Origin of the sequence: Planotetraspora silvatica (assembly GCF_016863315.1) — a bacterium.
GTDB lineage: Bacteria > Actinomycetota > Actinomycetes > Streptosporangiales > Streptosporangiaceae > Planotetraspora > Planotetraspora silvatica.
Genome location: NZ_BOOQ01000026.1, coordinates 162,904 through 187,725 on the forward strand (window position 1 = coordinate 162,904; position 24,822 = coordinate 187,725).

Genomic DNA, 24,822 nt, shown 5'->3' on the forward strand with positions numbered 1-24,822 from the left:
ATAAGTCTGGCGTCTGGGAGGGGGCCGTGTGTATCTGAAGACGCTCACCCTGCGCGGCTTCAAATCCTTCGCCTCCGCGACGTCCCTGCGTTTCGAGCCCGGTATCACATGTGTGGTCGGCCCCAACGGCTCGGGCAAGTCCAACGTCGTCGACGCCCTCGCGTGGGTCATGGGCGAGCACAGCGCCAAGTCGCTGCGCGGCGGCAAGATGGAGGACGTGATCTTCGCGGGCACCTCGAGCCGCCCGCCGCTCGGCCGCGCCGAGGTGACGCTGACCATCGACAACTCCGACGGCGCCCTGCCGATCGACTACACCGAGGTCACGATCAGCCGGCTGATGTTCCGGTCCGGGCAGAGCGAGTACGCCATCAACGGCGACACGTGCCGCCTCCTCGACATCCAGGAACTCCTGTCCGACTCCGGCATCGGCCGCGAGATGCACGTCATCGTCGGCCAGGGCCAGCTCGACCAGGTGCTCCATGCCGGCCCGGAGGAGCGCCGCGCGTTCATCGAGGAGGCCGCCGGCGTCCTCAAGCACCGCAAGCGCAAGGAGAAGGCGCTTCGCAAGCTCGACGCGATGCAGGCCAACCTCACCCGGGTGCAGGACCTCGCCACCGAGTTGCGCCGCCAGCTCAAACCACTGGGACGGCAGGCGGAGATCGCCCGGAAGGCGGCCGTCATCCAGGCCGACCTGCGCGACGCACGCCTGCGCCTGCTCGCCGACGACGTCGTGAATCTGCGCGAGGTCCTGCAGCGGGAGGCCGCGGACGAGGCGGCCGTCCTGGCCCGGCGCACCCAGGTCGAGACCGATCTGGCGAACGGCCAGCGGCGGGAGGCCGAGCTGGAGGCGGCGGAGAACGAGGCCCAGCCCCGGCTCAAGGCCGTACAGGAGACCTTCTACCGCCTGTCGGCGCTCAGGGAGAGGCTCCGCGGCGTCGAGAGCCTCGCGGCCGAGCGGGGACGGCACGCCGCGGACGCCGCCTCGATCGAACGCCGCGGCCGTGACCCTGAGGATCTCGAGCGGGAGGCCGCCGAGATCCGGGAGCAGGAACAGGCGCTGTCCGACGAGCTCGACGAGGCACGTGACCGGCTGGAAGCCGCCGTGGAGATCCGTGCGGAGGCCGAGGAGGCACTGACCTCGGAGGAGCGCCGTCTCTCCTCCGCCGCCCGTGCCGCCGCCGACCGGCGTGAGGCGCTCGCCAGGCTGCGCGGCCAGGTGGAGTCCGCCAGGAGCCGTGCCCGCGCCGCGAGTGACGAGATCGGCCGCCTGACCAAGGCGGTGGAGGACGCCCACCACCGGGCCGAGCGGGCGCAAGCTGACTGCGACGCGCACGAGCTCGGCGAGCCCGCCGCGGATCCGGAACTGCTCGCCGAGTTCGAGGCGGCCCAGGAGGGCGTCGACCTCGCCAGGGCGGCCGTCGAGGCGGCGCGGGGCGTGGCCGAACAGGCCGAGACCGCCGTGGCGCAGGTCAAGGCCGCCGCCTCCGCGCCACGTGAGGCGCTCGGCGCCGCCAAGTCCGCCGTCGGTACGGCACGGGCCGCCGACCAGGAGTCACAACGAGCCCTCGCCGGGCTCAGGGCACGGCGTGAGGCGCTGGAGATGAGCCTCGCCGGAGGCGTCGACGGGGCGGCCGCGCTGCTCGGGGCGGACCTTCCCGGTGTCCTCGGCCCGATCGCCACCATGCTCGCCGTCCGGCCGGGGGCCGAGGCGGCCGTCGCCGCGGTCCTGATGGCCGACGCCGTCACCGTCGACTCCCTGAACGCCGCCGTGGCCGCGCTGGAGCACCTGCGCTTGGCCGACGGAGGCCGTACGGCGCTGCTGATCGCCGCCGACGGCCAGGCCACCCCGGCGCGACCCGCCGTCGACGGCGGGGAATGGGCCGCCGAACTGGTCACCGTGCCGGAGGCGCTGAGGGGCACCGTCGACGTCCTGCTGTCGGACGTGGTCGTCGTCGACGATCTCGCCGCGGCGCGGAAGGTCGTGGACGCCGACCCGAGCCTGCGAGCCGTCACCCGCTCGGGAGACGTCCTCGGGGCGCACTCGGCGCACGGCGGTTCCGGCAGCGTGGCGTCACCGCTTCAGGTCCGGGCCGCGCTCGACGAGGCCGCCGCGGACCTGGCCGCCGCCGAGACGGCGGCGGAGGCGCACGCGCTGGCGCTGGAAGAGGCCGTGGCGGCCGAGGGACAGGCCCAGCTGGCGGTCGACGCGGCCCAGGCGCGCGTCGCCGAGGCGCAGAACGACGTCACCATGGCGCAGAACGGCATCAACGGCGCGCAGACCGGGCTGAACGCGGCCCAGTCCGTCCTCGACCGGCTGCGGAGCCGCCAGCGGGACGCCGACCAGAAGGCGGCGGCCGCCGCCAGGGAACTCGCCCGGCTCGAGGCCGCCGTCAAGGCCGCCCAGGACGAGGCCGCCCGGCTGGCGAAAGCCGTACAGGACGGGGAAGAGGCCCGCGAGCTGGCCCAGGCGGCGGTCGTCGAGCTGGAGGAGCAGCTGGCCGAGGCGGAGTACGCCCAGGAGCTGGAGGCCGAGCCGACCACCGACACGCGTGACGACCTCGCGGCCGCTGTCGGGGTGACCCGCCAGGCTGAGATGGAGGCCAGGCTCACCGTCCGGACCTCCGAGGAACGCGTCAGGGGCATCGCCGGCCGCGCCGACGGGCTGATGCGCGCCGCCCGCCGGGAACGTGACGACCGCGCGCGTGCGGCGGCCCAGCGAGAGCGACGGCGCAGGCAGGCCGAAGTCGCCGCCGGTGTCGTCGGCGCGGCGCAGATCGCCCTGAAGGCGCTGGAGGCCTCACTCACGCGGGCCGCGGCCGAGCGGGACGAGGCGGAGCGGGCGCGCGGCGAGATCGACGCGGAGCTCAAGGCGATACGGCTCCGTGTCCGTGCGCTCAGCTCGGAGCTGGACACCCTGGTCAACCGCGCCCACGGCAGCGAAATGGCCAGGACCGAGCAGCGCCTGCGGCTCGAGCAGATGGAACAGCGAGCCCTCGAGGAGTACGGCGTCGAGCTGGAACCGCTGATCTCCGAGTACGGCCCGGCCGTCCCGGTGCCCGGCGACCCTCCGGTGCCGTACGTCCGGGAGGAGCAGGAGAAGCGGGCCCGAGCCGCCGACAGGCAGATGACCCAGCTGGGCAAGGTCAACCCGCTCGCGCTGGAGGAGTTCGCCGCGTTGGAAGAGCGGCACGCCTTCCTCACCTCGCAGCTCGAAGACCTCAAGAAGACCCGCAGGGACCTGCTGCTCGTCGTCAAGGAGGTCGACGACAGGGTCGAGCAGGTCTTCTCCGCGGCCTACGAGGACGTGGCCCGGGAGTTCTCCCAGATCTTCGAGCGGGTCTTCCCCGGTGGTGAAGGCCGTCTGCTGCTGACCGACCCGTCCGACATGCTCACCACGGGAGTCGAGGTGGAGGCCCGGCCGCCCGGCAAGAAGGTCAAGCGGCTGTCGCTGCTGTCCGGCGGCGAGCGGTCGCTGACCGCCGTGGCGTTCCTCATCTCCATCTTCAAGGCCCGTCCTTCGCCCTTCTACGTGATGGACGAGGTCGAGGCCGCGCTGGACGACACCAACACCCAGCGCCTGCTGACCCTCTTCGAGGAACTGCGCCAAAGTTCGCAGCTCATCGTCATCACCCACCAGAAGCGGACGATGGAGATCGCCGACGCGCTGTACGGCGTCTCCATGCGCGGAGACGGCGTCACCCAGGTGGTGAGCCAGCGCCTGCGCGAGCACGCGTGACGTGCTTGATTGCGCTCGCTTCGCTCGCGCGGGCTCGTGGCGCCTTAGAGGCCGTCGGTCGTGCCGGAGGCGCGCCATGAACACAGCCCTCGTCGTTCGGGGTCGCTCGTTCCTCGCTCCCCGCTCACTCCTCAGTCCAGAAACGGCCGCGCCCCTCGCGTGACGGTGGCGCTTGCCACACAAGTCCGTGCTCGAGGCCCACGCATGGTGGCTGGGGTTCGCGTCCTCTCGCATGATCCACGTGGTCGGTCGGGAGGCATCTGACGCGGTTTGGTGACCGGAGCAGTGCGGTGTGTCTGGGAAACTGCATTTGTGGATGGTTACCTCGGCGTCATCGTGATCGTGGCCGTCGTCGCCGTGCTGGCGGTCGGTGGCCTGTTCCTACTTTTCCGGCCCAAGGCCAAGGACCGCCCCACGGTGGAGGCGCCCCCGGCGCCCCGCGCCCCGGGCGCCGAGGAGCCGCAAGGCGGCGGCCTCGGCGAACAAGAAGGCGGCCTGACCACGACGTTGCCCCCTCCGGCCCCCGCCGAGGAGCTCGTCAAGGCACCGGAGATCGAGGTCCCGCCGCCGTCCGCAGGCCGGATGGTGCGCCTGCGCGGACGCCTGGCCCGTTCGCAGAGCGCGTTCGGTAAGGGGCTGCTCGAACTGCTCTCGCGTGACCGGCTCGACGACGAGGTCTGGGACGAGATCGAGGAGAACCTGATCACCGCCGACGTCGGTGTGGCCCCGACCCGGGCCATCGTCGAGGACCTCCGTACGAAGGTGAAGGTCCTCGGCACCCGCACGCCGAGCGAGGTCCGGGCGATGTTGCGCGAGGAGCTTCTCACCCAGATCGCTCCTGAGCTCGACCGCACCCTGCACGTCCGGCCGCACGGCGAACGCCCTGCGGTGGTCCTGGTCGTCGGCGTCAACGGCACGGGTAAGACCACCACGTCGGGCAAGCTCGCCCGGGTGCTGATCGGCGACGGGAACAAGGTCGTCCTCGGGGCTGCGGACACGTTCCGCGCCGCGGCGGCGGACCAGCTCCAGACCTGGGGTGACCGGGTGGGGGCGACCGTGGTCCGCGGACCGGAGGGCGGCGACCCGGCGTCCGTCGCGTTCGACGCCGTGGCCAAGGGCTTCGAGGATCACGCCGACACCGTCATCGTCGACACCGCCGGGCGTCTGCACACCAAGACCGGCCTGATGGACGAGCTCGGCAAGGTCAAGCGAGTGATCGAGAAGCGGGCGCTGGTCGACGAGGTGCTGCTGGTCCTCGACGCGACCACGGGTCAGAACGGCATGCGCCAGGCCCAGGTGTTCGCCGAGGTGGTCAACATCACGGGCATCGCGCTGACCAAGCTCGACGGCACCGCCAAGGGCGGCATCGTGATCTCGGTCCAGCGTGAGCTGGGCGTTCCGGTCAAGCTCGTGGGGCTCGGCGAGGGCCCCGATGATCTGGCCCCGTTCGACCCCGAGGTGTTCGTCGACGCCATCCTCGGCGACTGACGGCGACCCTCGCCGCAGGGCCCGAGCCGGCCCCGCGGGCGTTCGGGATCAGCTCAGCAGGAACCTGCGGAACTCGGCGAGGTGGGGCTCGATGTCGAGGCCCGTCTCGGCGAGCCACTGGTCGTTCCCGTAGGTGTCGCGGTAGCGCTCGCCGCCGTCGCAGATCAACGTGACGACGCTGCCCCGCTCACCCCGGGCGCGCATCTCCTTGACGATCTCCATGGACGCCGCGACATTGGTGCCGGTCGAGCCGCCGACGTCGCGGCGTGTGACCTCTTTCACCCAGTGCATGGCGGCGACGGAGACGGCGTCGGGCACGTGGGTCATCCGGTCGATGACCGTGGGCAGGAACGACGGCTCGACACGGGGCCGTCCGATTCCCTCGATCCGCGAACCGGGGCCCGTGAGATCGTCTCCCGAGATCCACGACGGGAAGAACGCCGAGCCTTCCGGGTCGGCGACGCACAGGCGGGTCGTGTGGCGGCGGTACCTGATGTAGCGGCCGATCGTCGCGGACGTGCCCCCGGTGCCCGCTCCCACCACGATCCACGCCGGCTCCGTGTGCCGCTCATGGGACATCTGCTGGAAGATGCTCTCGGCGATGTTGTTGTTGCCCCGCCAGTCGGTGGCCCGCTCCGCGTAGGTGAACTGGTCCATGTAGTGGCCGCCGGTCTCCTCGGCGAGCCTCCGGGACTCCTCGTAGATCGCCCCGGGGTCGGAGACGAGGTGGCACTTGCCGCCGTAGAACTCGATGATCTCCCGCTTCTCCGGCGACGTGGTGGCCGGCATCACGGCGATGAACGGCAGGCCCAGAAGCCGCGCGAAGTAGGCCTCGCTGACCGCGGTCGATCCGCTGGACGCCTCGATGACCGTCGTCGTCGGCCCGATCCACCCGTTGGCCAGGCCGTACAGGAAAAGAGAACGGGCGAGCCGATGTTTGAGTGAACCGGTCGGGTGTACCGACTCGTCTTTCAAGTAGAGGTCCACACCCCAGTGGGAGGGGAGGGGGAACACATGCAGGTGCGTGTCACAACTGCGGTTCGCGTCGGCTTCCACGGCCAGGATGGCGTCGGCGGCCCATGCTCTGATGCCGGGATCATGCCGGTCCACGTGTTTCATGCCGATACTCTAGCGAGTGAGGTTTGCCACACTTTACTCCGGATTGAGGCTGGAGTGTTACGCTACTGAGATTCGTCCGGCCCGCACGTGACCTGCCCGTGCCGGGCACCCAGCCTGAGCGACCCCGCTGAACAGGTAAAACATTTAACACCGTGCTTACGGTTCGCCTGGGACGATGGCCCGGGACAGCAAATGAACCAGGCCTTCTCGCATGGGTCAATGCCGGACGGGTAACGGGGGAGAAGTTCCGTAGGGGGAAGAGATGATCTCGATGACTGAAGAGCAGCGACACGCGTGGTTCGAGCGCGACGTCGTCCCGGTTACCGGTCAGCTCTACGCGTCCGCCATGCGGCTCACCCGTAACCCGGCCGACGCGGAGGACCTGGTCCAGGAGACCGTGGCGAAGGCGTACACCTCCTACCACCAGTTCCGTGAGGGCACGAACCTCAAGGCGTGGCTGCACCGGATCCTGACCAACAACTTCATCAACGACTACCGGAAGAAGCAGCGCTCGCCGAAGCTCTCCACGGCCGAGGACATCGAGGACTGGCAGCTCGCCGCCGCCGAGTCCCACACCTCGACCGGCCTGCGCTCGGCGGAGAACGAGGCGCTCGACCAGTTGCCCGACAGCGTCGTGATGGACGCCCTGCGGTCCCTCCCCGAGGAGTTCCGCATGGCCGTCTATCTGGCCGATGTCGAGGGGTTCGCCTACAAGGAGATCGCCGACCGGATGGGCACCCCCATCGGAACGGTGATGTCCCGGCTCCACCGCGGGCGCCGGCAGCTTCGCGGAATGCTCGAGGGCTACGCGCGTGAAGAGGGCGTGGTCCGCGTCCCCGAGCCCGCCGTGGCCGCCTGAGATCTTCCACCTCCTCCGCGGTTCCTCCTCGGTACGGCTGTCGCGTCGCGGCAGCCGTACCGGCATGTCCGGGGGTCAGGACGCGGCGATGAGGGCGACGGCGCCCAGGGCGAAGCCGACCCCGGTGATCTGCACCGGGCTCAGCCGCTCACCGAGCACGTATCGCGCCAGCAGCAGGGTGCTCGCGGGGTAGAGCGACACCAGGACCGCGATCAGGCTCAGCAGGCCGCGCTGCGCGGCGAAGAGATAGAGCACGTTGGCGGCCATGTCGAGCAGCCCGGCGGCGACGGTCACCGTCAGCGTCCCCGGAATGGGGCGGAGACTTCTGCGCGTCACGACCGCGAGCAGCGCGACCAGCGTGATCGACGCGATGCGGGCGCCGAGGAGCGGCCAGACCCCGGCGTCCTCCGGCGCCAGCTTCAGCAGGATGAAGAAGCCGCCGAACCCGGCGCCGGAAGCGAGGGCGTTGAGGATCGAGCCGGCCCGGGATCCTGCGGCGGGGTCGTTCGGGGACCGGCTGACCAGGGTCACCGCGAACAGGCCGAGGAGCACACCCGCGAGGGCCGGTATCGACGGGCGCTCGCCGGTGATCAGGCCGAACAGCACCGGCACCGCCATCGAGGCGGTGGCGGTGGTGGGGGCGACCACCGACATCACGCCGGTGGCCAGGCCTCGGTAGAACATCACGATTCCGACGGCGCCGGCCACGCCCGACGCCATTCCCCACAGCAGGGCCGCGGGACTCAGGGTCCCCGGCAGGAAGGCGAGCAGCGCCGCGATCAGCAGCAGCCCCCCGATCTGGGAGAACACGACGACCGCGAGCACGCGCGAGCGCCTGGTGGCGAGACCTCCGAAGAAGTCGGCCGTCCCGAAGATCACCGCGCACGCCGTCGCCAGTGCAGCCGCTGTCACCTGATCGCCTCTCAATGGACTTTTCGATAGTGCAATGGAGTGTATATGTGAATCACTAGACTGTACTCATGCCGGATCCGGAAACCCTCGCCGCGGCCATCGCGGCCAATGTCCGCGGCCAGCGCGCGCACCGCGGCATGACGCTCGACGAGCTCGCCGCGCGGTCGAACGTCAGCCGCGGCATGCTCATCCAGATAGAACAGGGCAGGACCAACCCCAGCGTGAACACCCTCAGCCGGATCGGCGACGCGCTCGGCGTGACCGTGGGGCGGCTGGTCGAGGTTTCCGACACCCCCGTCGTGCGCGTCGTCCACGCGTCCGAGGTGGTCACGTTCGAGCACAGCGGGGGCGGCTCCGCGCGACTGCTCGTCGGCACCGACGCCCCCGCGATCCTCGAACTGTGGGACTGGCACCTCGGCCCGGGTGAGCTGCACGACGGCGACGCGCATCCCGCCGGGACCCGCGAGATGATCACGGTCATCGAGGGCGAGCTCACTCTCAGCCTGTACGGCAAGAGCCACATCGTGGGGAAGGACGAAGCGGTCGTCTTCAGTGCCGACCGGCCCCACCGTTACGCGAACGAGGGCGGCGCCCCGCTCCGGTTCGTCATGGTGGTCACCGAACCCGCTGAACGGCTTGATGACTGACGGGTACGCCTGCGCGGTAACGCTCCGGAGTCTCATGATTACACCATGAGTGTGCGAGGGCCAGCTCAAGGTTGGGTACATCCCTTTTTGTGTGCCTCTCTTCGGCGACGGATCGTGAGTGTCCGGCAGCGGGTGGTGGCGGGTGAGTGAGTCGCAGGCCGCGCTGGAGAAACTCCGCGCGGAGCTCGCCCTGCTCGGGGTTCCCGACGCGTACGAGATCGGTGACGACGTGACCCTCTCGGTGTGGATCGGCCTGGTCGTCAGCTTCCGGGAGGGTCTTTACCGTTGGCGGGAGGGTGCCGTGAAATGCCGGCACCTGGGTACGGACCCTGTCGGATGCGCCATCCGGGTCGCCCGGCGATATGCCGAGCTCAAGGCACACGAGCCGCCCTGGTGGGAAGACCTGGCCAAGGTTCTCCGGGGGGAAGGGGTCAAGGGGCATCCGTAGCGTCCGCGCCCCCCGAGCTCTCCGGGGGGTCGTATGCGGATCGGATTGGTGCTGCTGTCGTTGCTGCTTGCCGCGGGATGTGGTGAGGCCAGATCGTCCGCGGTCCCGAGTCCGTCCTCGAAGTCGCATCACGCGTTCCGCGTGGGCGGCCAGTTCGACGCCCAGGTCTTCGGCAGCAGGCTGGCGGCCCGGCAGCACGGTTGGCCCGGCCCGCGGATGCCGGTGGCACCGCCACCCCGGAACATCGACTGCCGTCAGCTGAAATGCGTGGCGCTGACCTTCGACGACGGGCCGGGAGACAACACGGGCCACGTGCTGGACACCCTGGCCGCCCACCGTGCCCGTGCCACGTTCTTCATGCTGGGCCAGATGGTCACCGACGGCACCCGCGACTTCGTCCGGCGGATGGTCTCCGAGGGGCACGAGCTGGGCAACCACTCGTGGGATCACCCCTCGCTCGTGGGGCTGTCGGAAGGGGCGCTCCGGCGTGAGCTCCAGCGCACGCAGGACGTGGTCCAGCAGGTCGCCGGAGTGCGGATGCACGTGATGCGCCCGCCGTACGGGTCGACCAACCACGAGGTGGAGGCGATGGCGAAGGAGGAGGGACTCGCCCAGATCATGTGGGACGTGGACACCCTCGACTGGCGGGACCGCAACCCCGGACTCGTGGCCAAGCGTTCCGCCGAAGCCAAACCAGGCGACATCGTGCTGATGCACGACATCCACCCCACGACCGTCGAGGCGCTCCCGCGCCTCCTCGACGAGTTGGACCGGAAGAAGTTCACGTACGTGACGGTCTCCGAGCTCATCGGCAGCCTCACTCCCGGAAAGGCGTACCACAACGGATGAAGGGCTACGATTTCCCGGGACCGGCGCTGGAACTGGGCGCGCTGGTGAAGGACGACGGCACGGCCGATCCTTCGTCACCGATCCGGATCCCTCTCGCGATGATGAACCGGCATGGGCTCGTCGCCGGGGCGACCGGCACGGGCAAGACCAAGACGCTCCAGCTCATGGCCGAGCAGTTGTCCGCCCAGGGTGTGCCGGTCTTCCTCGCCGACGTCAAGGGCGACCTGTCCGGGATGGCCTCGCCGGGCGTCCCCTCCGACCGCACCGCACAGCGGGCGGCCGAGGTGGGCCAGTCCTGGGCGGGGAGGGCCTGCCCCGTGGAGTTCTTCTCTCTGGGAGGCATGGGCGAAGGCATCCCGCTGCGCGCCACCATGACGGCCTTCGGGCCCACCCTGCTCTCCAAGGTTCTCGGGCTCAATGAGACGCAGGAGTCGTCACTCGGGCTGGTCTTCTATTTCGCCGACAAGCACGGCATGCCGCTGCTCGACCTGAAGGACCTCGTCGCGGTCATCACGTACCTGACCGAGACGCCCGAGGTGCTGAAGGGCATCGGCGGCCTGTCGTCGGCGACGGCGGGCGTCATCCTGCGCGCCGTGGTCAACTTCCAGGCGCAGGGGGCGGACGCGTTCTTCGGCGAGCCCGAGTTCGACGCCCGTGACCTGCTGCGGCAGGGGCCGGACGGCCGGGGCGTCGTCTCCATCCTGGAACTGCCTGCCGTACAGGACCGGCCGCGGTTGTTCTCCACATTCCTGATGTGGCTGCTCGCGGACCTGTTCGAGGCGCTGCCCGAGGTGGGCGACCCGGACAAGCCCAAGCTCGTGTTCTTCTTCGACGAGGCCCACCTGCTGTTCAGCGACGCCTCCAAGGCGTTCCTGGAGTCGATCACGCAGACCGTGCGGCTGATCCGCTCGAAGGGCGTCGGCGTCTTCCTCGTCACCCAGACGCCCAAGGACGTGCCGGCCGACGTGCTGGCCCAGCTCGGCGCCCGGGTGCAGCACGCCCTGCGGGCGTTCACGCCGCAGGACGCCAAGGCGCTGAAGGCCACCGTCTCGACCTTTCCCGAGTCGCCGTACGACCTGCAGAGGCTGCTCACGGAGCTCGGCATCGGGGAGGCGGTCGTCACCGTGCTCTCGGAGACGGGAGCCCCCACACCGGTCGCCTGGACCCGCCTGTGCGCGCCGCAGTCGCTGATGGCGCCCTCGGACCCGGCTGTGGTCGGCGGAGTCGTCGCGGCCTCCCCGCTCCTCGCCAAGTACGGCACGGCGATCGATCGCGAGTCGGCCTACGAGATGCTCAGTGCCCGCCTGGCGGCGCCCGCGTCCACCGACACCTACGGCGCGCCTCCACGGGAGCCTGAGCCGCGGCGGCACGAGGAGAAGTCGGTGCTGGAGGGAGTCCTCGGCTCGTCGGCCTTCAAATCGCTCACCCGATCCGCCGCGTCGGCCCTCGGCAGGGAGATCACCCGCTCGATCTTCGGCACCGCGAGACGTCGGCGCTGACCGCCTGTCGCCTTCGCCCCGGCAGGGTTGTCGGCGGGGCGTGCGAAGGTGGGTGCCATGGGATTCAGCGGGTTTCCTGATGAGGCGCTCATTTTCTACGAGGGCCTCGTCGCCGACAACTCCAAGTCGTACTGGGCGGCCAACAAGGGTCTCTACGACAGCGCGGTGAAGGCGCCGATGCTGGCGCTGATGGACGAGCTGGCCCCCGAGTTCGGGACGCCGCATCTGTTCCGGCCCAACCGGGATGTGCGCTTCGCGAAGGACAAATCGCCCTACAAGACCCACCAGGGCGCGTACGTGCAGGTCGGGGTCGACGGCATCGGCTACTACGTGCAACTCGACGCCGAGGGGCTCTACGTGGCCGGTGGCTGGTGGGCGGGGGGAGACCAGATCGTCCGCTACCGGGACGCGCTCGACGACGATGTGGCGGGCGGCAGGCTCGAGTGCGCGATCGCCGAACTGCCGCCGGAGCTGACCGTCGGCGGCGACCGCCTCAAGACCCGGCCGCGCGGGACGCCTGAAGGCCACCCCCGTCTGGAGTTGCTCCGGCACAAGTCGCTGCACGCCGGCCGCCGATTCGAGCCGGAGTTGTGGCTCAACACTCCGGAGGTCCTCGACCGGGTCCGGGTCACTTGGCGCTCATTGACCCCGCTGGTCGACTGGCTGCGGATCCACCTCAGCTGATCGTCAGGTGAGAACCCTGATCACGCCGCAGCCCACCCGGTCGCCCGCGTCCCCGGTCTTGAGCGTGGTCGCGTCCGGCCCCATGGCGCCCGTCGCGTCGGAGGCGTGGGTGTAGCGCGTGGGGATGTTGGCGAAGTTGTCGGCCTTCGCGTGCACGACGACCGCGCTGCCGTCGCTGTCCGCCAGTTGCGCGATGGCGAACCGGTCGGTCACGAAGGACGCGTTGCCGGTGCCGTCGCCCGCCACGAGCAGCGAGGGAAGGTTGCCGGCGGCCATGCCGTACGAACCGGCGCTGGGGTCGAGGTGGGCACCCGCGCTGGAGAACGGGCTGCCCGTGGTCGCGTCCACGGACTGTGGGTCGCACACGCCCGCCGTGTGGATGTGGAGGCCGTGGAATCCGGGGGCCAGCCCGCGGACGTTGACCGTGACCCGCGACTTGGTCATGTCGTATCGCTCGATCCGCAGGGTGCCGAGCGCGGTCCCGGCGGTGTCCTTGATCACGGCGATGGCCGACGGGCCCACCGGGGGACGGGCCGGTTCCGCGTGTGCGAGGACACCCGTGCCGACGCAGATGACGAGGTTGGCGGCCAGGGCGAGATGGGTTTTCCGAAGCATGGACGGCTCCTCCGTATGCGCTCGTGACCTGGCACAGGAGAGCACGGTCGATACCGGGGAAGAGCTCCGGAAACGCCGCTCATAGACCGTCGTTTGCCCCCACCTTGCCGACTCCCGCCCCTTCTCCGCGTGATCATGCACGGATTCGTGGGCAAGGTGTCTGAGCGGCGCGAACGCCCTGCGTGATCATGCACAGGCTCGTGGATTCGGCCCTGACCTGCGCAGACTCCGAGCGTGATCATGCACGGATTCGTGGAACCAGGCTCTGGCCTGGGCGAACTCTGTCCGTGATCATGCACACATTCGCCGGAAGGATGTCTGAGCAGCGCAAACGCCCCTCGTGATCATGCGCGGTGGCATGTTCACGAGGGGCGTCGCTGCGTGGTTCGTCGCCCGGTCACGACCGGGGTCCTCGCGTGGCTGAGCGCCGCTCGCCAGGGCCGGCCGTTCGCCGGGTCAGTTGACGCGCTTGGCCCGCGCGGTTGCGCGGCCGCGGCTGGCCGCGTCGAGCACGACCTTGCGGATGCGGACGGTCTCCGGCGTGATCTCCACGCACTCGTCGTCACGGATGAACTCCAGCGCCTGCTCCAGCGACAGGGATCGCGGTGGGATCACCTTCTCCGTCTCGTCGCTGGTGGAGGAGCGCATGTTCGTGAGCTTCTTCTCCTTGGTGATGTTCACGTCCATGTCGTCGGAGCGCGAGTTCTCGCCGACGATCATGCCCTCGTAGACCTCGGTGGTGGGAGCGACGAACAGCGTCCCGCGCTCCTGCAGGTTCAGCATCGCGAAGGGGGTGACGGGGCCCGACCGGTCGGCGACGAGCGAGCCGTTGTTGCGGGTCCGCAGCTCGCCGAACCACGGCTCGTAGGCGTCGAACACGTGGTGGACCAGGCCGGTTCCCCGGGTCTCGGTGAGGAACTCCGTACGGAAGCCGATCAGGCCACGTGCGGGAACCACGAACTCCATGCGGATCCAGCCGGTGCCATGGTTCGTCATGTGCTCCATGCGGCCCTTGCGTACGGCCAGCAGCTGGGTCACGGCCCCCAGGTACTCCTCGGGGCAGTCGACGGTGAGCCGCTCGACCGGCTCGTGCACCTTGCCGTCGACGAGCTTGGTCACGACCTGCGGCTTGCCGACGGTCAGCTCGTAACCCTCGCGGCGCATCTGCTCGACGAGGATGGCCAGCGCGAGCTCACCACGGCCCTGGACCTCCCAGGTGTCGGGGCGCTCGGTGGGGATCACGCGCAGCGAGACGTTTCCGACCAGTTCCTTGTCGAGCCGGTCCTTGACCATCCGCGCGGTGACCTTGGAGCCCTTGATCTTGCCGACCAGCGGGCTGGTGTTGGTGCCGATCGTCATCGAGATCGCCGGCTCGTCGACCGTGATCAGCGGCAGGGGCCGCGGGTCGTCCGGGTCGGCCAGCGTCTCGCCGATCATGATGTCGGGGATGCCGGCGATGGCGATGATGTCGCCCGGGCCCGCCTCCTCGGCGGGCTTGCGCTCCAGCGCGTCGGTCATGAGCAGCTCGGAGATCTTCACCCGCTGGATCGTGCCGTCGGTACGGCACCAGGCGACCTGCTGCCCCTTCTTGATCGTGCCGTGGTGGACCCGGCAGAGCGCGATCCGGCCCAGGTAGCTGGAGGCGTCGAGGTTGGTGACGTGCGCCTGCAGCGGGGCGGTCGGGTCGTAGAGGGGAGCCGGGATCGTCTTGGTGATCGTCTCGAACAGCGGCTCGAGGTTGTCGGCGTCCGGCATGCCGCCGTCCTGCGGCCGGTTGAGCGAGGCCCGCCCGGCCTTGGCCGAGGCGTAGACGATGGGGAAGTCGATCTGCTCCTCGGTGGCGTCGAGGTCGAGGAACAGCTCGTAGACCTCGTCGACGACCTCGGCGATCCGGGCGTCGGGCCGGTCCACCTTGTTGATGCACAAGATCACCGGCAGCTTGGCGGCGAAGGCCTTGCGCAGCACGAAGCGCGTCTGGGGCAGCGGCCCCTCGGAGGCGTCCACCAGGAGGACGACGCCGTCGACCATGGAGAGGCCACGCTCGACCTCTCCGCCGAAGTCGGCGTGGCCGGGGGTGTCGATGATGTTCAGGGTCATTCCGCCGTGCTTGACCGCGGTGTTCTTCGCGAGAATGGTGATGCCCTTCTCGCGCTCGAGGTCATTGGAGTCCATGACGCGCTCGTCGACGTCCTGGTTGGCGCGGAACGCCCCGGACTGCCACAACATGGCGTCCACCAGCGTGGTCTTGCCATGGTCGACGTGCGCGATGATCGCGATGTTCCGCAGGTCGTCGCGGCTGTTCAAAGGCATAGTGGAGTCTCGCTCTAGTTCGTCGGGGTGTCGTCCGCGTCCCGGAACTTCGGCGAGACGGACATCCGCCGCGGAGTGCGGCCATTCGATTTTAGTTGATCCCCGTTACCACCATGTGCCGTGGAAGCGGGAATCCCCACGACCTGCGGTTTTAGCGGCGTATTCGCTACGAGTTCGCTATGGGTTTGCTACGGGCGATCGGCTGGGCCTGGTAGCGGCCCGTCTTCGACGGCCGTTGCCGATTGCATGATCACGGCCGATGAAGCCGCGGGTCGTGGGGGGTTTTCGCGAATCTGTGCATGATCACGAATCTGGTTTGGGCAGGTGGCGAGGGGCTTCTGCGAACCTGTGCATGATCACGCGGGGTGTTTTGGCTGGTCAGGTGTCCCGTCTCCGAACTTGTGCATGATCACGGGGAGTGGGGTGGGGGTGGCTTCTGAGATCGGGGTGGGGGAGGAAATAAGGTCGGCGACATGGGTTTTGCTCCTGCCTTCGGGGCGATGTTGCGGACGGCCGACGGAATCAGGATCGACGCGTCGCACACGCCCAACGGTTCGCTCGATCTCGGCGTCGTCGTCGCCCACGGGTTCACGGGCTCGTGGCGGGAGCGTCCCACGCGGCGCATCGTCCATGTCCTGTCCGGTTTCGGCGGCGTGATCTCGTTCGACTTCCGGGGTCACGGACGTTCCGGCGGCGTATCCACCGTCGGCGACCTGGAGGTCCTCGACCTCGACGCGGCGGTCAAGCACGCCCGGTCGATCGGCTACGAGCGGGTCGTGACCGTGGGCTTCTCCATGGGGGCCGCCGTGGCCGTACGGCACGCGGGCCTGCATGGGGGAGTGGACGCGGTGGTGGCGGTCAGCGCCCCGGCCCGCTGGTACTACCGGGGAACCCGCCCGATGCGGCAGGTCCACTGGGCGATCGAGCAGTGGTCGGGACGTCTCGCGGCCCGGCTGGCCAAGCGCACCCGGATCTCGACCGGGACGTGGGATCCCGTTCCGCTGCCGCCTCACGAGGCCGCCGCGCTGATCGCGCCGACGCCGTTGCTGATCGTCCACGGGGACGCCGACCCGTTCTTCCCGCTGGACCACGCCCATCAGCTGTACGAAGGCGCCAAGGAGCCGAAGGAGTTGTGGATCGAGCCGGGGTACGGCCACGCCGAGGCTGCGGCGACTCCTGAGCTGATCCGGAAAATTGGCCGGTGGATTTCGCGAACCAAATCCCAATAAGGGTCGTCTATGTGAACGTAGGGGTCCCTGGGGGATCCACACCGCCGATCAAGGGGGGTCGGCGCACACCCGCGGGTGTGGCCCAGCGTCGCGGGGGCGCGCTGGGCGATCTTCCCGGTCCTGTACGGCCTGCCGTACAGGACCGGGAGGTGCTCATCCTCAGCCCAGGCGGGCGATCGACTTGTACTCCAGGTACGCCGACAGGCCCTCGGGGCCGAGCTCACGGCCGAGCCCGCTGGCCTTGTAACCGCCGAACGGCGTGTTCGGGTCCATGGTGTTCATCATGTTGACGCCATAGGTCCCGGTGCGGACCTGCCGGGCGACGTCCACACCGTGGTCGGTGTCCGCCGTCCAGACCGTGCCGGACAGGCCGTAGTCGCTGTCGTTGGCGATTCTGATCGCGTCGCCCTCGTCCTCGTAGGGGATCACGGTCAGGACCGGCCCGAAGATCTCCTCGCGGGCGATGCGCATGTCGTTCGTCGCACCGGCGAACACGGTCGGCGCGACGTACCATCCCCGGTCGAACGGCCGGTCGAGGCCGCCGACCACCGGCTTGGCCCCCTCGTCGAGACCGGCCCGGATGTAGCCCTCGACACGCTCCTGCTGACGCTTGGCGACCAGAGGGCCGATCCCGGTGGCGGGGTCCGCCGGGTCACCGACGGCCTGGCTCGTCACCATGTCGGCCACGGCCTGGACGACCTCGTCGTACCGGTGGCGCGAGGCCAGGATGCGGGTCTGGGCGACGCAGGCCTGGCCGTTGTTCATGAGGGAGGCGATCGACAGGAAGCCCATCGCCGAGGGCAGGTCGCAGTCGTCGAGGATGATCGCGGCCGACTTCCCGCCCAGCTCAAGCGTGCAGCGCTTGAGCTGCTCGCCGCAGATCGAGGCGATGCGGCGGCCCGCGGCGGTCGAGCCGGTGAAGGCGATCTTGTCGACGCCCGGGTGGGAGACGAGGTGCTCGCCGGCCTCGCGACCGGCGGCCACGATGTTGACCACGCCGTCGGGGATCCCCGACTCCTTGATCATCTCGGCGAGCAGGTAGGAGTCGAGCGGCGTCTCCGGAGCCGGCTTGATCACGACCGTGCAGCCCGCGACGAGTGCGGGGGCCAGCTTGGTCATGATCACGAACTGCGGGACGTTCCACGGCACGATCGCGGCGACGACGCCGACGGGCTCGCGACGGATGGTGACCGGGCCGAACGTCCCGGGCCGCTCCTCCTCCTCGGGGAACGTGGCGCCGAGGCCGGCGAAGTACTGGAGCATGCCGAGCGGCTGGGGAGCCTGCGCGAGCTGCGAGAACGTGATGGGGGAACCCATCTCGAGGGTGATGACGTCGGCGAGTTCCGCCTGGCGGGACGCGTAGATCTCCGCCAGTTTCCCGACGACCGCGGCGCGCTCGGCCATGGTCATACGCGGCCAGGGCCCGTTGTCGAAGGCCTCGCGGGCGGCGGCCACCGCCCGGTCCATGTCGGCAGGGGTGCCGTCCGGCACGCGTCCGACGACTTCCTCGGTATGGGGGGAGATGACGTCGATGGTGCCGGTGCCCGCGGGGGCGACCCAATCGCCCCCGATGAATAGCGTGTCGTGCTGAAGCATGTCCCTGCCTCCTGGTCGGGCGCGCCTCACGAATTTGAGCGAACGCTTGCTTGGACAAGTCTGTTCTCGCGCGCCGGACGTCACAAGTCCCCGCGCGCTCAGTGAGACCGAATCATGTTCTGTCGGTCGTTGGCAATACCCCGGCGCCGGGGGCTTCGGAGCGGGTGTCGCATGCGGCGAGTCCGGCTCGCCGGCCTGAGCCGGGCCTGAGCAGAGCCTGAGCTGAGCTGAGCATGAGCCGGGCCTGAGCTGAGCCTGAGCCGAGCATGAGCCGGGGCACCCGGAGAGCCGTACGGCTCCCGCCCCAGAAGGAGCGGGAGCCGTACGGGTGCGGGACTACGGGAGGGTGGGGTGGAGCAGGTGGGTCATCGAGCGCTTGACCAGGTCGGTCCGCATCGCCTGGGTGGTCGCTCCTTCGGCGCCGAAGCCGAAGTAGACCGTGTCCTTGGTGGTGATGCCGGCCCCGTCCTCGAGTGACTGGTCGCTGCGCGTCCAGTCGTTGGGAGCCTCGGACGAGTCGGCGGGCGGCCCCGCGACCGTCCAGCCACCGAGGTCGCCCTCGAAGGAGGTCTCGGAGACGGTCGCACCGTCGGCCGTGACCTTGGTGTCGTCGACCCAGACGCCGAGGCCCTGCGTGCCCCAGTCGCTGATGTAGGAGATCGACACCTCGACCTGCTTGCCCGCGTACGCGGTCAGGTCGATCGACCACTGCTGCCAGCCGTTCGACGAACCGGAGGCCGCGTGCCACGAGCCGGTGGTGCCGGTGCCGGTGCACGAGGTCGCGCCGTCGAAGGTCTGGTAGTGCGCGGTGGACGGATGGATGTCCACCCAACCGGAGGCGCAACTGTCACCGGGCTCACCCGAGGTGTGCCCGTTGGCGTCGGGCAGGGTCGTCCAGTCGTCCTGGCCCACGGTGTGCGCCTCGACGGTCAGGAAGTCCCAGTTCGGCTCGGTGTTGTACGACGTCCAGAACGACAGGTTCCCGCTGGTCTTCCCGGTCAGGTCGACCGTACGGGTCAGGCGCTTCCAGGACACGTCGGCCTGGCCGCTCTGCGCGTCCCATGCGCCGGTGTGCGGGCTGAAGGGCGCTCCCGAGCTGTACTGCCACTTCAGCGGCGCCGAACTGGCGAACTGCGGGAACTTCTTCTGGGACAACACCGAGGAGGTCGTCACGAAGGTCGAGGTGTGGTCCTGGTTGTTCGCCGAGTCCCCGCCGTTCAGCGTGCCGAGGAAGCCGTTGAACGCGCCTGCCGTGCCCTTGAGCGGGAGGGTGTTCCCGTCGCCGTCCTGGCCTCCGCCGTCCACGAAGGTGTAGGCGCCCAGGTAGTACTGCACGAAGTCGTTGCTCAGCGCGAGGCACGGCGGTTTGGTCCCCGTGGTGCACTCGGGCTGGCCCGGGTAGTCGGGCTCGTACCAGTACGCGTTGTTGACGTTCTGCGCGTACAGGGCGTACTTGCCGGTGGTGAGGAGCTTGCCGCCCTCGTTGAGGTAGTCGCGGAAGGCTAGTTCGAGCGCCTCGGCGAGGTTCGCGGCGGTGCCGCCCGGCTGGGTGGCCGCGCGCGGGATGATGTCGTCGCCCGTCTCCCAGACGACGGCCTTGTAGTGGCTGAGCGCGCCCAGCGGGTGGGGCGCGGTGCGGCCGTTCTTGTCGACGTCGTAGACGTCGGAGCTGTAGCCGGCCTTCGACAGCGCCGTGGCGTAGTCGTCGGCGTACTTCGCCTCGGTCACACCCTGAACCGGGCTGGCGCCGGTGACGTCCTCCGCCGCGACGATGAGCACCTTGCCGCCGATGTCAGCCGACACCTTGTAGGTGAACGACTCGCTCTTGCCGGTGAGCGAGGTGAACCACACCTTCACGCTGTCGCCGGGCTTGGCGCCCTTGACCGTGCCGCGGAGCTGGTGGAAGTAGGTGTCGTAGCCGTCGCCGTAGCGCTCGCCGCCCTTCCACTCGGAGGTGGCGGCGACCCGCGCGATCCCTCCGTTGATCTGGTACCGGAGCAGGACGGGGCCGAGCCTGCGCTGGGCGTCCACCTGGACGACCTGGTCCTTGCCGTAGCTCACGCCGAACTTGTCGACCACGAAGTCGGGGACGGTGTTGCCGAGGTGGCTGACCGGCTTGGCCAGGTTTGGAGCCGACTTGAGGATGTCGAGCGCGAAAGGCAGCTGCTTCTCGAACTCGGCCTGGACCAGCGCCTCGTCGTCGGGGAAGACGAACCCGCAGCCCTCGCACCCCTCATCGAGCTCGGGAGTCCAGGCGAGCGTGCCGTACTTCGCGTGCGCGTGGTCGGTGGTCTCGCCGTTGGTCGTGTACAGCTCGGCGGCCACGCCGGGGTCGAATCCGGGGACGGCCGGGTTCTCGTCGGTTCCGGTCAGCGCCAGGTAGACGGGGTCGTCGGCGGTCTTGGTGGCGACCTGCCAGCCCTGGGGGTAGAGCAGCAGCGGGCCGAAGGAGTGGTAGTTGACCTGGGCCTTGGGGCGCAGGCGCTTGAGCAGCCCGTCCATGGCCCTCGTCTCCGGCTCCGAGGCCGGGGCCGTACCGCGGTAGGTCTCGCTGCTGTAGACGCCGGACGACCCCTCGTCGTCGTAGCCCCACTTGGTCGGGAAGTTCCGGTTGGGGTCGACCCCGTCGTTGCCGGTGATCTCACTGTCGCCGTCGTTGTCGCGCAGGTTCTTGCGCCACAGGCGGTTGCCCTCGGTGAAGGTGAAGTCGTAGCCGTCCGGGTTGGCCACCGGCACGAACCACACCTCGGTCGTGGACAGCAGCTTGCTGACGTCCGGCTTGGACTTGTTGGCCACCAGGTACTTCAGCAGGCGCATGTCGACCTCGGTGGAGATCCACTCGCGCGCGTGCTGGGTCGCCGAGTAGAGCACCGCCGGCTTGGCCCCGTCGGGCAGGACCCTGGCGAGCTTGGTCAGCTTGACGGCGAGGATGTCCTTGCCCTGGATGGTCTTGCCGATCGACTGCAGCTTCGCGATGTCCTTGTTGCCGTCGGAGATGGCGCGGAGCTGGTCGGCGATGCCGCCCTTCTCGGAGTAGGACCGCCACACGGTGTACCCGCCGGCGGCCTGCGCCCGGGCCGCCTGCAACTGGGTCTGACCCTGGGGGTTGCGGACCGGCTGCGGCCTGTAGCCGAGGGTCTGCAACTTCTTCAGCTCGATCGGGGTGGCGGTGAGCTCGATGTGCTCCTTGTCGCCCGCGGCCTTCTGCTGAACGACGTCGAAGCCCTTCTGGGTCAGCGTGCCGGCGGTCCCGGCCGGGCTGTCCAGTTCGTAGAGCTCGATCCGGTCCGTGGGTGGAAGGGGGTCGGCGGTGACGGCCTGCGCACCGGCGGTCGGCATGAGTGGCGCGAGCAGTGCGCCGGCCGCAAGGACTGACAAGATCAGTCTTCGGGACATGGATACGGCCCTTCGTAGGGAACGATCACCCGAATCTCGCCTGCGGTCAGATCACCCGCAAGTCACGTCAGGACTCGTGTAAGTCACGAATTGGTCACGGCTACCCCAAGGGAAAATCCTCACAAATGGTTAAAAAGTATGAGATTCCTCCTTAATAGGGCATGAGTTTCTCCCGTTCTGGTAGCAGGCGTAAAGATCGCCTTCTATAGTTTCGGTCCGAATGGGATTGGAGGCCGCGTGCGACCGAGGCGCCTGATTGGGCTGGCGGTGGTGACCACCGCGTTACTCGGGACGTTCGCGGCACCCTACGCGCAGGCCGCGCCGGACGAGCAGGCCTCGCTGGCCAAGCTGACCAAGCAGGCCGCCGAGCTCACCAAGGCCTATCGCGGTGAGATCGTCAGCCTCGAGGACGCGCAGACCGCCGTCAAGAAGGCGTCGTCGCGGGCGAAGAACCTCAAGAGCGATCTTCGTGCGGCCGAGGAGCGGGTGGGCGACTTCGCCCAGACGTCGTACATGGGCGGCGGGCTCAACGACTCGCAGTTGTTCAGCATGCGGATCGACCCCGGCACCGTCTCCACGATGTCGTATCTCTCCAACCAGACGACCGAGCAGCTCAACACCGTCAAACGGCTCATCGCGGAGCACAAGAAGGCCACCGAGGACGCCGACACGGAGATCGCCAAGCTGCGGAAGAACATCAAGGAGCTCCAGGCCCAGCGGCGTGACGTCGAACGGCGCATGGCCAAGTTCGGCATTCAGACCCCCGGCTCGGCGTCGGGTCTGACCAGCCGCCTGGTGAACGTGCGGGCCGCGATCATGTCGCAGTTCCCCATGCCGTTCGGCGTGGGATGCCTGCGCGTCGGCGACCCGGGCGAGCACGGCAAGGGCCGGGCCTGCGACTTCATGATGAGCTCGGGCGGCCGCCTGCCGGACGCCGTGGCCAAGGAGCGCGGCGACGCCCTGGCCCAGTGGTGCATCAGCCACGCCGGCCAGTACGGGATCATGTACATCATCTGGCAGCAGCGCATCTACGACATGCGCACCGGGGGCGGCTGGAAGATGATGGAGGACCGCGGCGGCACCACGGCCAACCACTACGACCACGTGCACGTCTCGGTGCTCTGAGGGTTCGTCAGCCCTGATTCGCGAGGAACTCCCTGAGCCAGTGATAGGACGCCTTCGGCGTGCGCTCCTGGGTGTCGAAGTCGACGTGGACCAGGCCGAACCGCTGGTGGTACCCCTCGGCCCACTCGAAGTTGTCGAGCAGCGACCACACGAAATAACCCCGGACGTCCACACCCTCGGCCTGGGCCTGCCGCACGGCCGCGATGTGGCCGTCGAGGAAGGTGATCCGCTCCTGGTCGTCGACGCCCTCGTAGGAGCAGCCGTTCTCGGTGATGTAGACGGGCGGCAGCGCCGTGCCGTACCGCGCCTTGAAGGTGACGAGCAGCTCGCGCAGGCCGTCGGGGACCACGGGCCAGCCGAAGGCCGTCGTCGGGTAGCCGGTGATGCCCGCGTCGGTGAACGGCAGGCCGTCAGAGCCCGGTCCTGCGATCCGGGTGGGGTTGTAGTAATTGATCCCCAGGCCGTCGAGGGGTTGGGCGATGGTCTCCAGGTCTCCGGTACGGACGAAGTCCAGGTCGGCGATGCCGTACGCCGAAAAGTCGGGATATGTGCCGAAAAAGAGGGGGTCGTTGAACAGCCGGTTGTGCAGGGTGTCGTAGGCCTCGGCGGCGGCCAGGTCCTCGGCGGAGCCGGAGGCGGGCCACACCGGTGTGCAGTTGTTGGTGATCAGCACGCGTTCGGCGCCGCCGCCACGCAGCGCCTGTACGGCCAGGCCGTGCCCGAGCAGTTGATGATGGGCCGCGGGGAGGGCGTCGAGGAAGAGGGCCTTGCCGGGGGCGTGGATGCCCAGGGCGTAACCGAAGACCATATGGATGAAGGGCTCGTTGAGTGTGATCCACGTTGTGACGCGGTCGGAGAGGCGGTCGGCCACGATGGCGGCGTAGTCCGCGAAGTATGCGGATATATCGCGATTGAGCCAGCCGCCCTCGTCCTCAAGGGCCTGGGGCAGGTCCCAGTGGAAGAGCGTGGGCGTGGGGACGATGCCCTTCTCGCACAACGCGTCCACCAGTCGGTCGTAGAAGTCCAGGCCCGCCTGGTTGACCGCGCCGCGTCCGGACGGTTGGACGCGTGGCCAGGAGATCGAGAAGCGATAGGCGTTCAGGCCGACTTCCTTGATCAGCGCCACGTCCTCGGGCCACCGGTGGTAGTGGTCGCAGGCGACGTCGCCGGTGTGGCCATCGCGGGTCCGGCCGGGTTCGTGGGAGAAGGTGTCCCAGATCGACGGGCCCTTGCCGTCCTCGTGGGCGGCCCCCTCGATCTGATAGGACGCGGTAGCCGTACCCCAGAGGAACATGGCCGCCTCCTGTGCGCCGTTACATGAGTCAAGCTCATGTTAATCTGCCAGTCGCCGGATCGGGAGACAATAGCGGAATGACGGACGCCACGGGTGGAACACTGCGTCGCCGGCCGGCCCAGCGCCGAAGTCAGGAGCGAGTCGAGCGGATGCTCGACGAGTGCGCCCGGCTGCTCGACGAGGCGGGGTACGACGCGCTGACCACGAAGGAGGTCGCGCGCCGGGCGGAGGTGCCGATCGGGACCTTCTACCAGTTCTTCCCCGACAAGCAGGGACTGGTCAGGGCGCTCGCACTGCGCAACCTCGACGCCTTCCTCGACAGCGTGGCCACGAGGCTGGCCGTCTCGTCGCCCTCGGGCTGGACCGACGTGGTCGATCTGGGCATCGACGAGTTCGTGCGGATGAAGCGGACGGTGCCGGGGTTCGGTGTCGTCGACTTCGGCGAGGTGCAGGCGACGCCTGGTGGTCCCGGTCTGCCCGGTACGCAGCGGATGCTGGACGCGGCGCTGGAGAACAACGTCGTGGTGGCCGACCGGCTGCGCTCGCTGACCACCGATGTGCTCGGACTGCCGAGGAGTGGCGACACGGCGCGGGCGTTCCTGGTGGCCGTCGAGGCGGCGGACGCGGTCCTGAAGCTCGCGTTCCGGGCCCACCCCGACGGTGACCCGGACCTGATCGCCGAATGCAAGCGCCTGGTCCGCCGCTACCTGGCCGACCACCTCGCCTAACGCGTGATCATGCACAAGTTCGTGATCAAGCCGTCCGACCTGCGCCTTCACCGGGCGTGATCATGCACAGGTTCGGCGAAAGGCCCGCCGACCTGCACCTTCCCCAGCGTGATCATGCACGGATTCGAGGAACGCCCCGCTGGCCTGGGCGTTCATCCGGCGTGATCATGCACAAGTTCGCTGAGGAATGGGCGGACCAGGCCAAACGTCTTTCGTGATCATGCATTGATCTGGGCGACTTGCGCGTCGAAGAGTGTGCCCGACCTGGGGGTCGTTCGATGGTCGTGC

The 24,822-nt window shown here is 69.0% G+C and carries 18 protein-coding genes; 11 read left to right on the top strand and 7 right to left on the bottom strand.

The window, feature by feature from the left end; genetic code table 11:
* Positions 1–28: 28 nt before the first annotated feature.
* Both smc and ftsY read left to right on the top strand, forming a co-directional pair.
* A complete protein-coding gene (gene smc, locus Psi02_RS20015) occupies positions 29–3,736 on the top strand; it encodes a chromosome segregation protein SMC (protein WP_203976296.1) in 3,708 nt (1,235 codons plus the stop codon).
* A 312-nt stretch (positions 3,737–4,048) separates the two neighbouring features.
* Complete coding sequence (gene ftsY, locus Psi02_RS20020) at positions 4,049–5,224, top strand: signal recognition particle-docking protein FtsY (protein WP_203976298.1); 1,176 nt, start codon at positions 4,049–4,051, stop codon at positions 5,222–5,224.
* Between the two features lie 48 nt (positions 5,225–5,272).
* Here ftsY and Psi02_RS20025 read toward each other — a convergent pair whose 3' ends face one another.
* On the bottom strand, positions 5,273–6,343 hold the full coding sequence (locus tag Psi02_RS20025) for a PLP-dependent cysteine synthase family protein (protein WP_203976300.1): 1,071 nt from the start codon (positions 6,341–6,343) through the stop codon (positions 5,273–5,275).
* A 262-nt stretch (positions 6,344–6,605) separates the two neighbouring features.
* Here Psi02_RS20025 and Psi02_RS20030 point away from each other — a divergent pair, with 262 nt between their 5' ends.
* Positions 6,606–7,202: a sigma-70 family RNA polymerase sigma factor gene (locus Psi02_RS20030; RefSeq protein WP_203955584.1), complete on the top strand. Its 597-nt coding sequence runs from the start codon at positions 6,606–6,608 to the stop codon at positions 7,200–7,202.
* Positions 7,203–7,277: 75 nt separating this feature from the next.
* Here Psi02_RS20030 and Psi02_RS20035 read toward each other — a convergent pair whose 3' ends face one another.
* Positions 7,278–8,114, bottom strand: a complete 837-nt coding sequence (locus Psi02_RS20035; protein WP_203976302.1) for an EamA family transporter — start codon at positions 8,112–8,114, stop codon at positions 7,278–7,280.
* 68 nt (positions 8,115–8,182) lie between these two features.
* Here Psi02_RS20035 and Psi02_RS20040 point away from each other — a divergent pair, with 68 nt between their 5' ends.
* From Psi02_RS20040 to Psi02_RS20060, 5 genes are all read left to right on the top strand, one after another.
* Positions 8,183–8,761: a helix-turn-helix domain-containing protein gene (locus Psi02_RS20040; RefSeq protein WP_203976304.1), complete on the top strand. Its 579-nt coding sequence runs from the start codon at positions 8,183–8,185 to the stop codon at positions 8,759–8,761.
* A 142-nt stretch (positions 8,762–8,903) separates the two neighbouring features.
* Positions 8,904–9,209 (top strand): hypothetical protein, encoded by a 306-nt coding sequence (locus Psi02_RS20045; protein WP_203976306.1) that lies wholly within the window; start codon positions 8,904–8,906, stop codon positions 9,207–9,209.
* Between the two features lie 33 nt (positions 9,210–9,242).
* Complete coding sequence (locus Psi02_RS20050) at positions 9,243–10,058, top strand: polysaccharide deacetylase family protein (protein WP_203976315.1); 816 nt, start codon at positions 9,243–9,245, stop codon at positions 10,056–10,058.
* A complete protein-coding gene (locus tag Psi02_RS20055; RefSeq protein ID WP_203976317.1) occupies positions 10,055–11,557 on the top strand; it encodes a helicase HerA-like domain-containing protein in 1,503 nt (500 codons plus the stop codon). The genes Psi02_RS20050 and Psi02_RS20055 overlap by 4 nt, the downstream gene beginning before the upstream one ends.
* A 57-nt stretch (positions 11,558–11,614) precedes the next feature.
* Positions 11,615–12,241: a DUF2461 domain-containing protein gene (locus Psi02_RS20060; protein ID WP_203976319.1), complete on the top strand. Its 627-nt coding sequence runs from the start codon at positions 11,615–11,617 to the stop codon at positions 12,239–12,241.
* Between the two features lie 3 nt (positions 12,242–12,244).
* Here Psi02_RS20060 and Psi02_RS20065 read toward each other — a convergent pair whose 3' ends face one another.
* Positions 12,245–12,856 (bottom strand): superoxide dismutase family protein, encoded by a 612-nt coding sequence (locus tag Psi02_RS20065; RefSeq protein WP_203976321.1) that lies wholly within the window; start codon positions 12,854–12,856, stop codon positions 12,245–12,247.
* A 456-nt stretch (positions 12,857–13,312) separates the two neighbouring features.
* The gene (typA, locus tag Psi02_RS20070; protein ID WP_203976323.1) at positions 13,313–15,166 is read right to left on the bottom strand and encodes a translational GTPase TypA; all 1,854 of its coding nucleotides are present in this window, start codon (positions 15,164–15,166) and stop codon (positions 13,313–13,315) included.
* A 473-nt stretch (positions 15,167–15,639) separates the two neighbouring features.
* On the opposite strand from typA, the gene Psi02_RS20075 reads away from it, so the two are divergent.
* Positions 15,640–16,395: an alpha/beta hydrolase gene (locus tag Psi02_RS20075; RefSeq protein ID WP_203976325.1), complete on the top strand. Its 756-nt coding sequence runs from the start codon at positions 15,640–15,642 to the stop codon at positions 16,393–16,395.
* Between the two features lie 159 nt (positions 16,396–16,554).
* Here the strand turns inward: Psi02_RS20075 and Psi02_RS20080 are convergent, their stop codons facing one another.
* Together Psi02_RS20080 and Psi02_RS20085 are read right to left on the bottom strand one after the other, a co-directional pair.
* Positions 16,555–17,991, bottom strand: a complete 1,437-nt coding sequence (locus tag Psi02_RS20080) for an aldehyde dehydrogenase (RefSeq protein ID WP_203976327.1) — start codon at positions 17,989–17,991, stop codon at positions 16,555–16,557.
* A gap of 336 nt (positions 17,992–18,327) precedes the next feature.
* Entirely contained in the window at positions 18,328–21,369 is a 3,042-nt protein-coding gene (locus tag Psi02_RS20085; RefSeq protein ID WP_239095013.1) for a M14 family metallopeptidase, read from the bottom strand.
* A 255-nt stretch (positions 21,370–21,624) separates the two neighbouring features.
* Here Psi02_RS20085 and Psi02_RS20090 point away from each other — a divergent pair, with 255 nt between their 5' ends.
* Entirely contained in the window at positions 21,625–22,512 is an 888-nt protein-coding gene (locus tag Psi02_RS20090; protein WP_203976329.1) for a coiled-coil domain-containing protein, read from the top strand.
* Between the two features lie 7 nt (positions 22,513–22,519).
* Here Psi02_RS20090 and Psi02_RS20095 read toward each other — a convergent pair whose 3' ends face one another.
* The gene (locus Psi02_RS20095) at positions 22,520–23,806 is read right to left on the bottom strand and encodes a GH1 family beta-glucosidase (protein WP_203976331.1); all 1,287 of its coding nucleotides are present in this window, start codon (positions 23,804–23,806) and stop codon (positions 22,520–22,522) included.
* 77 nt (positions 23,807–23,883) lie between these two features.
* Between Psi02_RS20095 and Psi02_RS20100 the strand changes: the two genes are divergently transcribed.
* Positions 23,884–24,534, top strand: a complete 651-nt coding sequence (locus Psi02_RS20100; RefSeq protein WP_203976333.1) for a TetR/AcrR family transcriptional regulator — start codon at positions 23,884–23,886, stop codon at positions 24,532–24,534.
* Positions 24,535–24,822 lie beyond the last annotated feature (288 nt).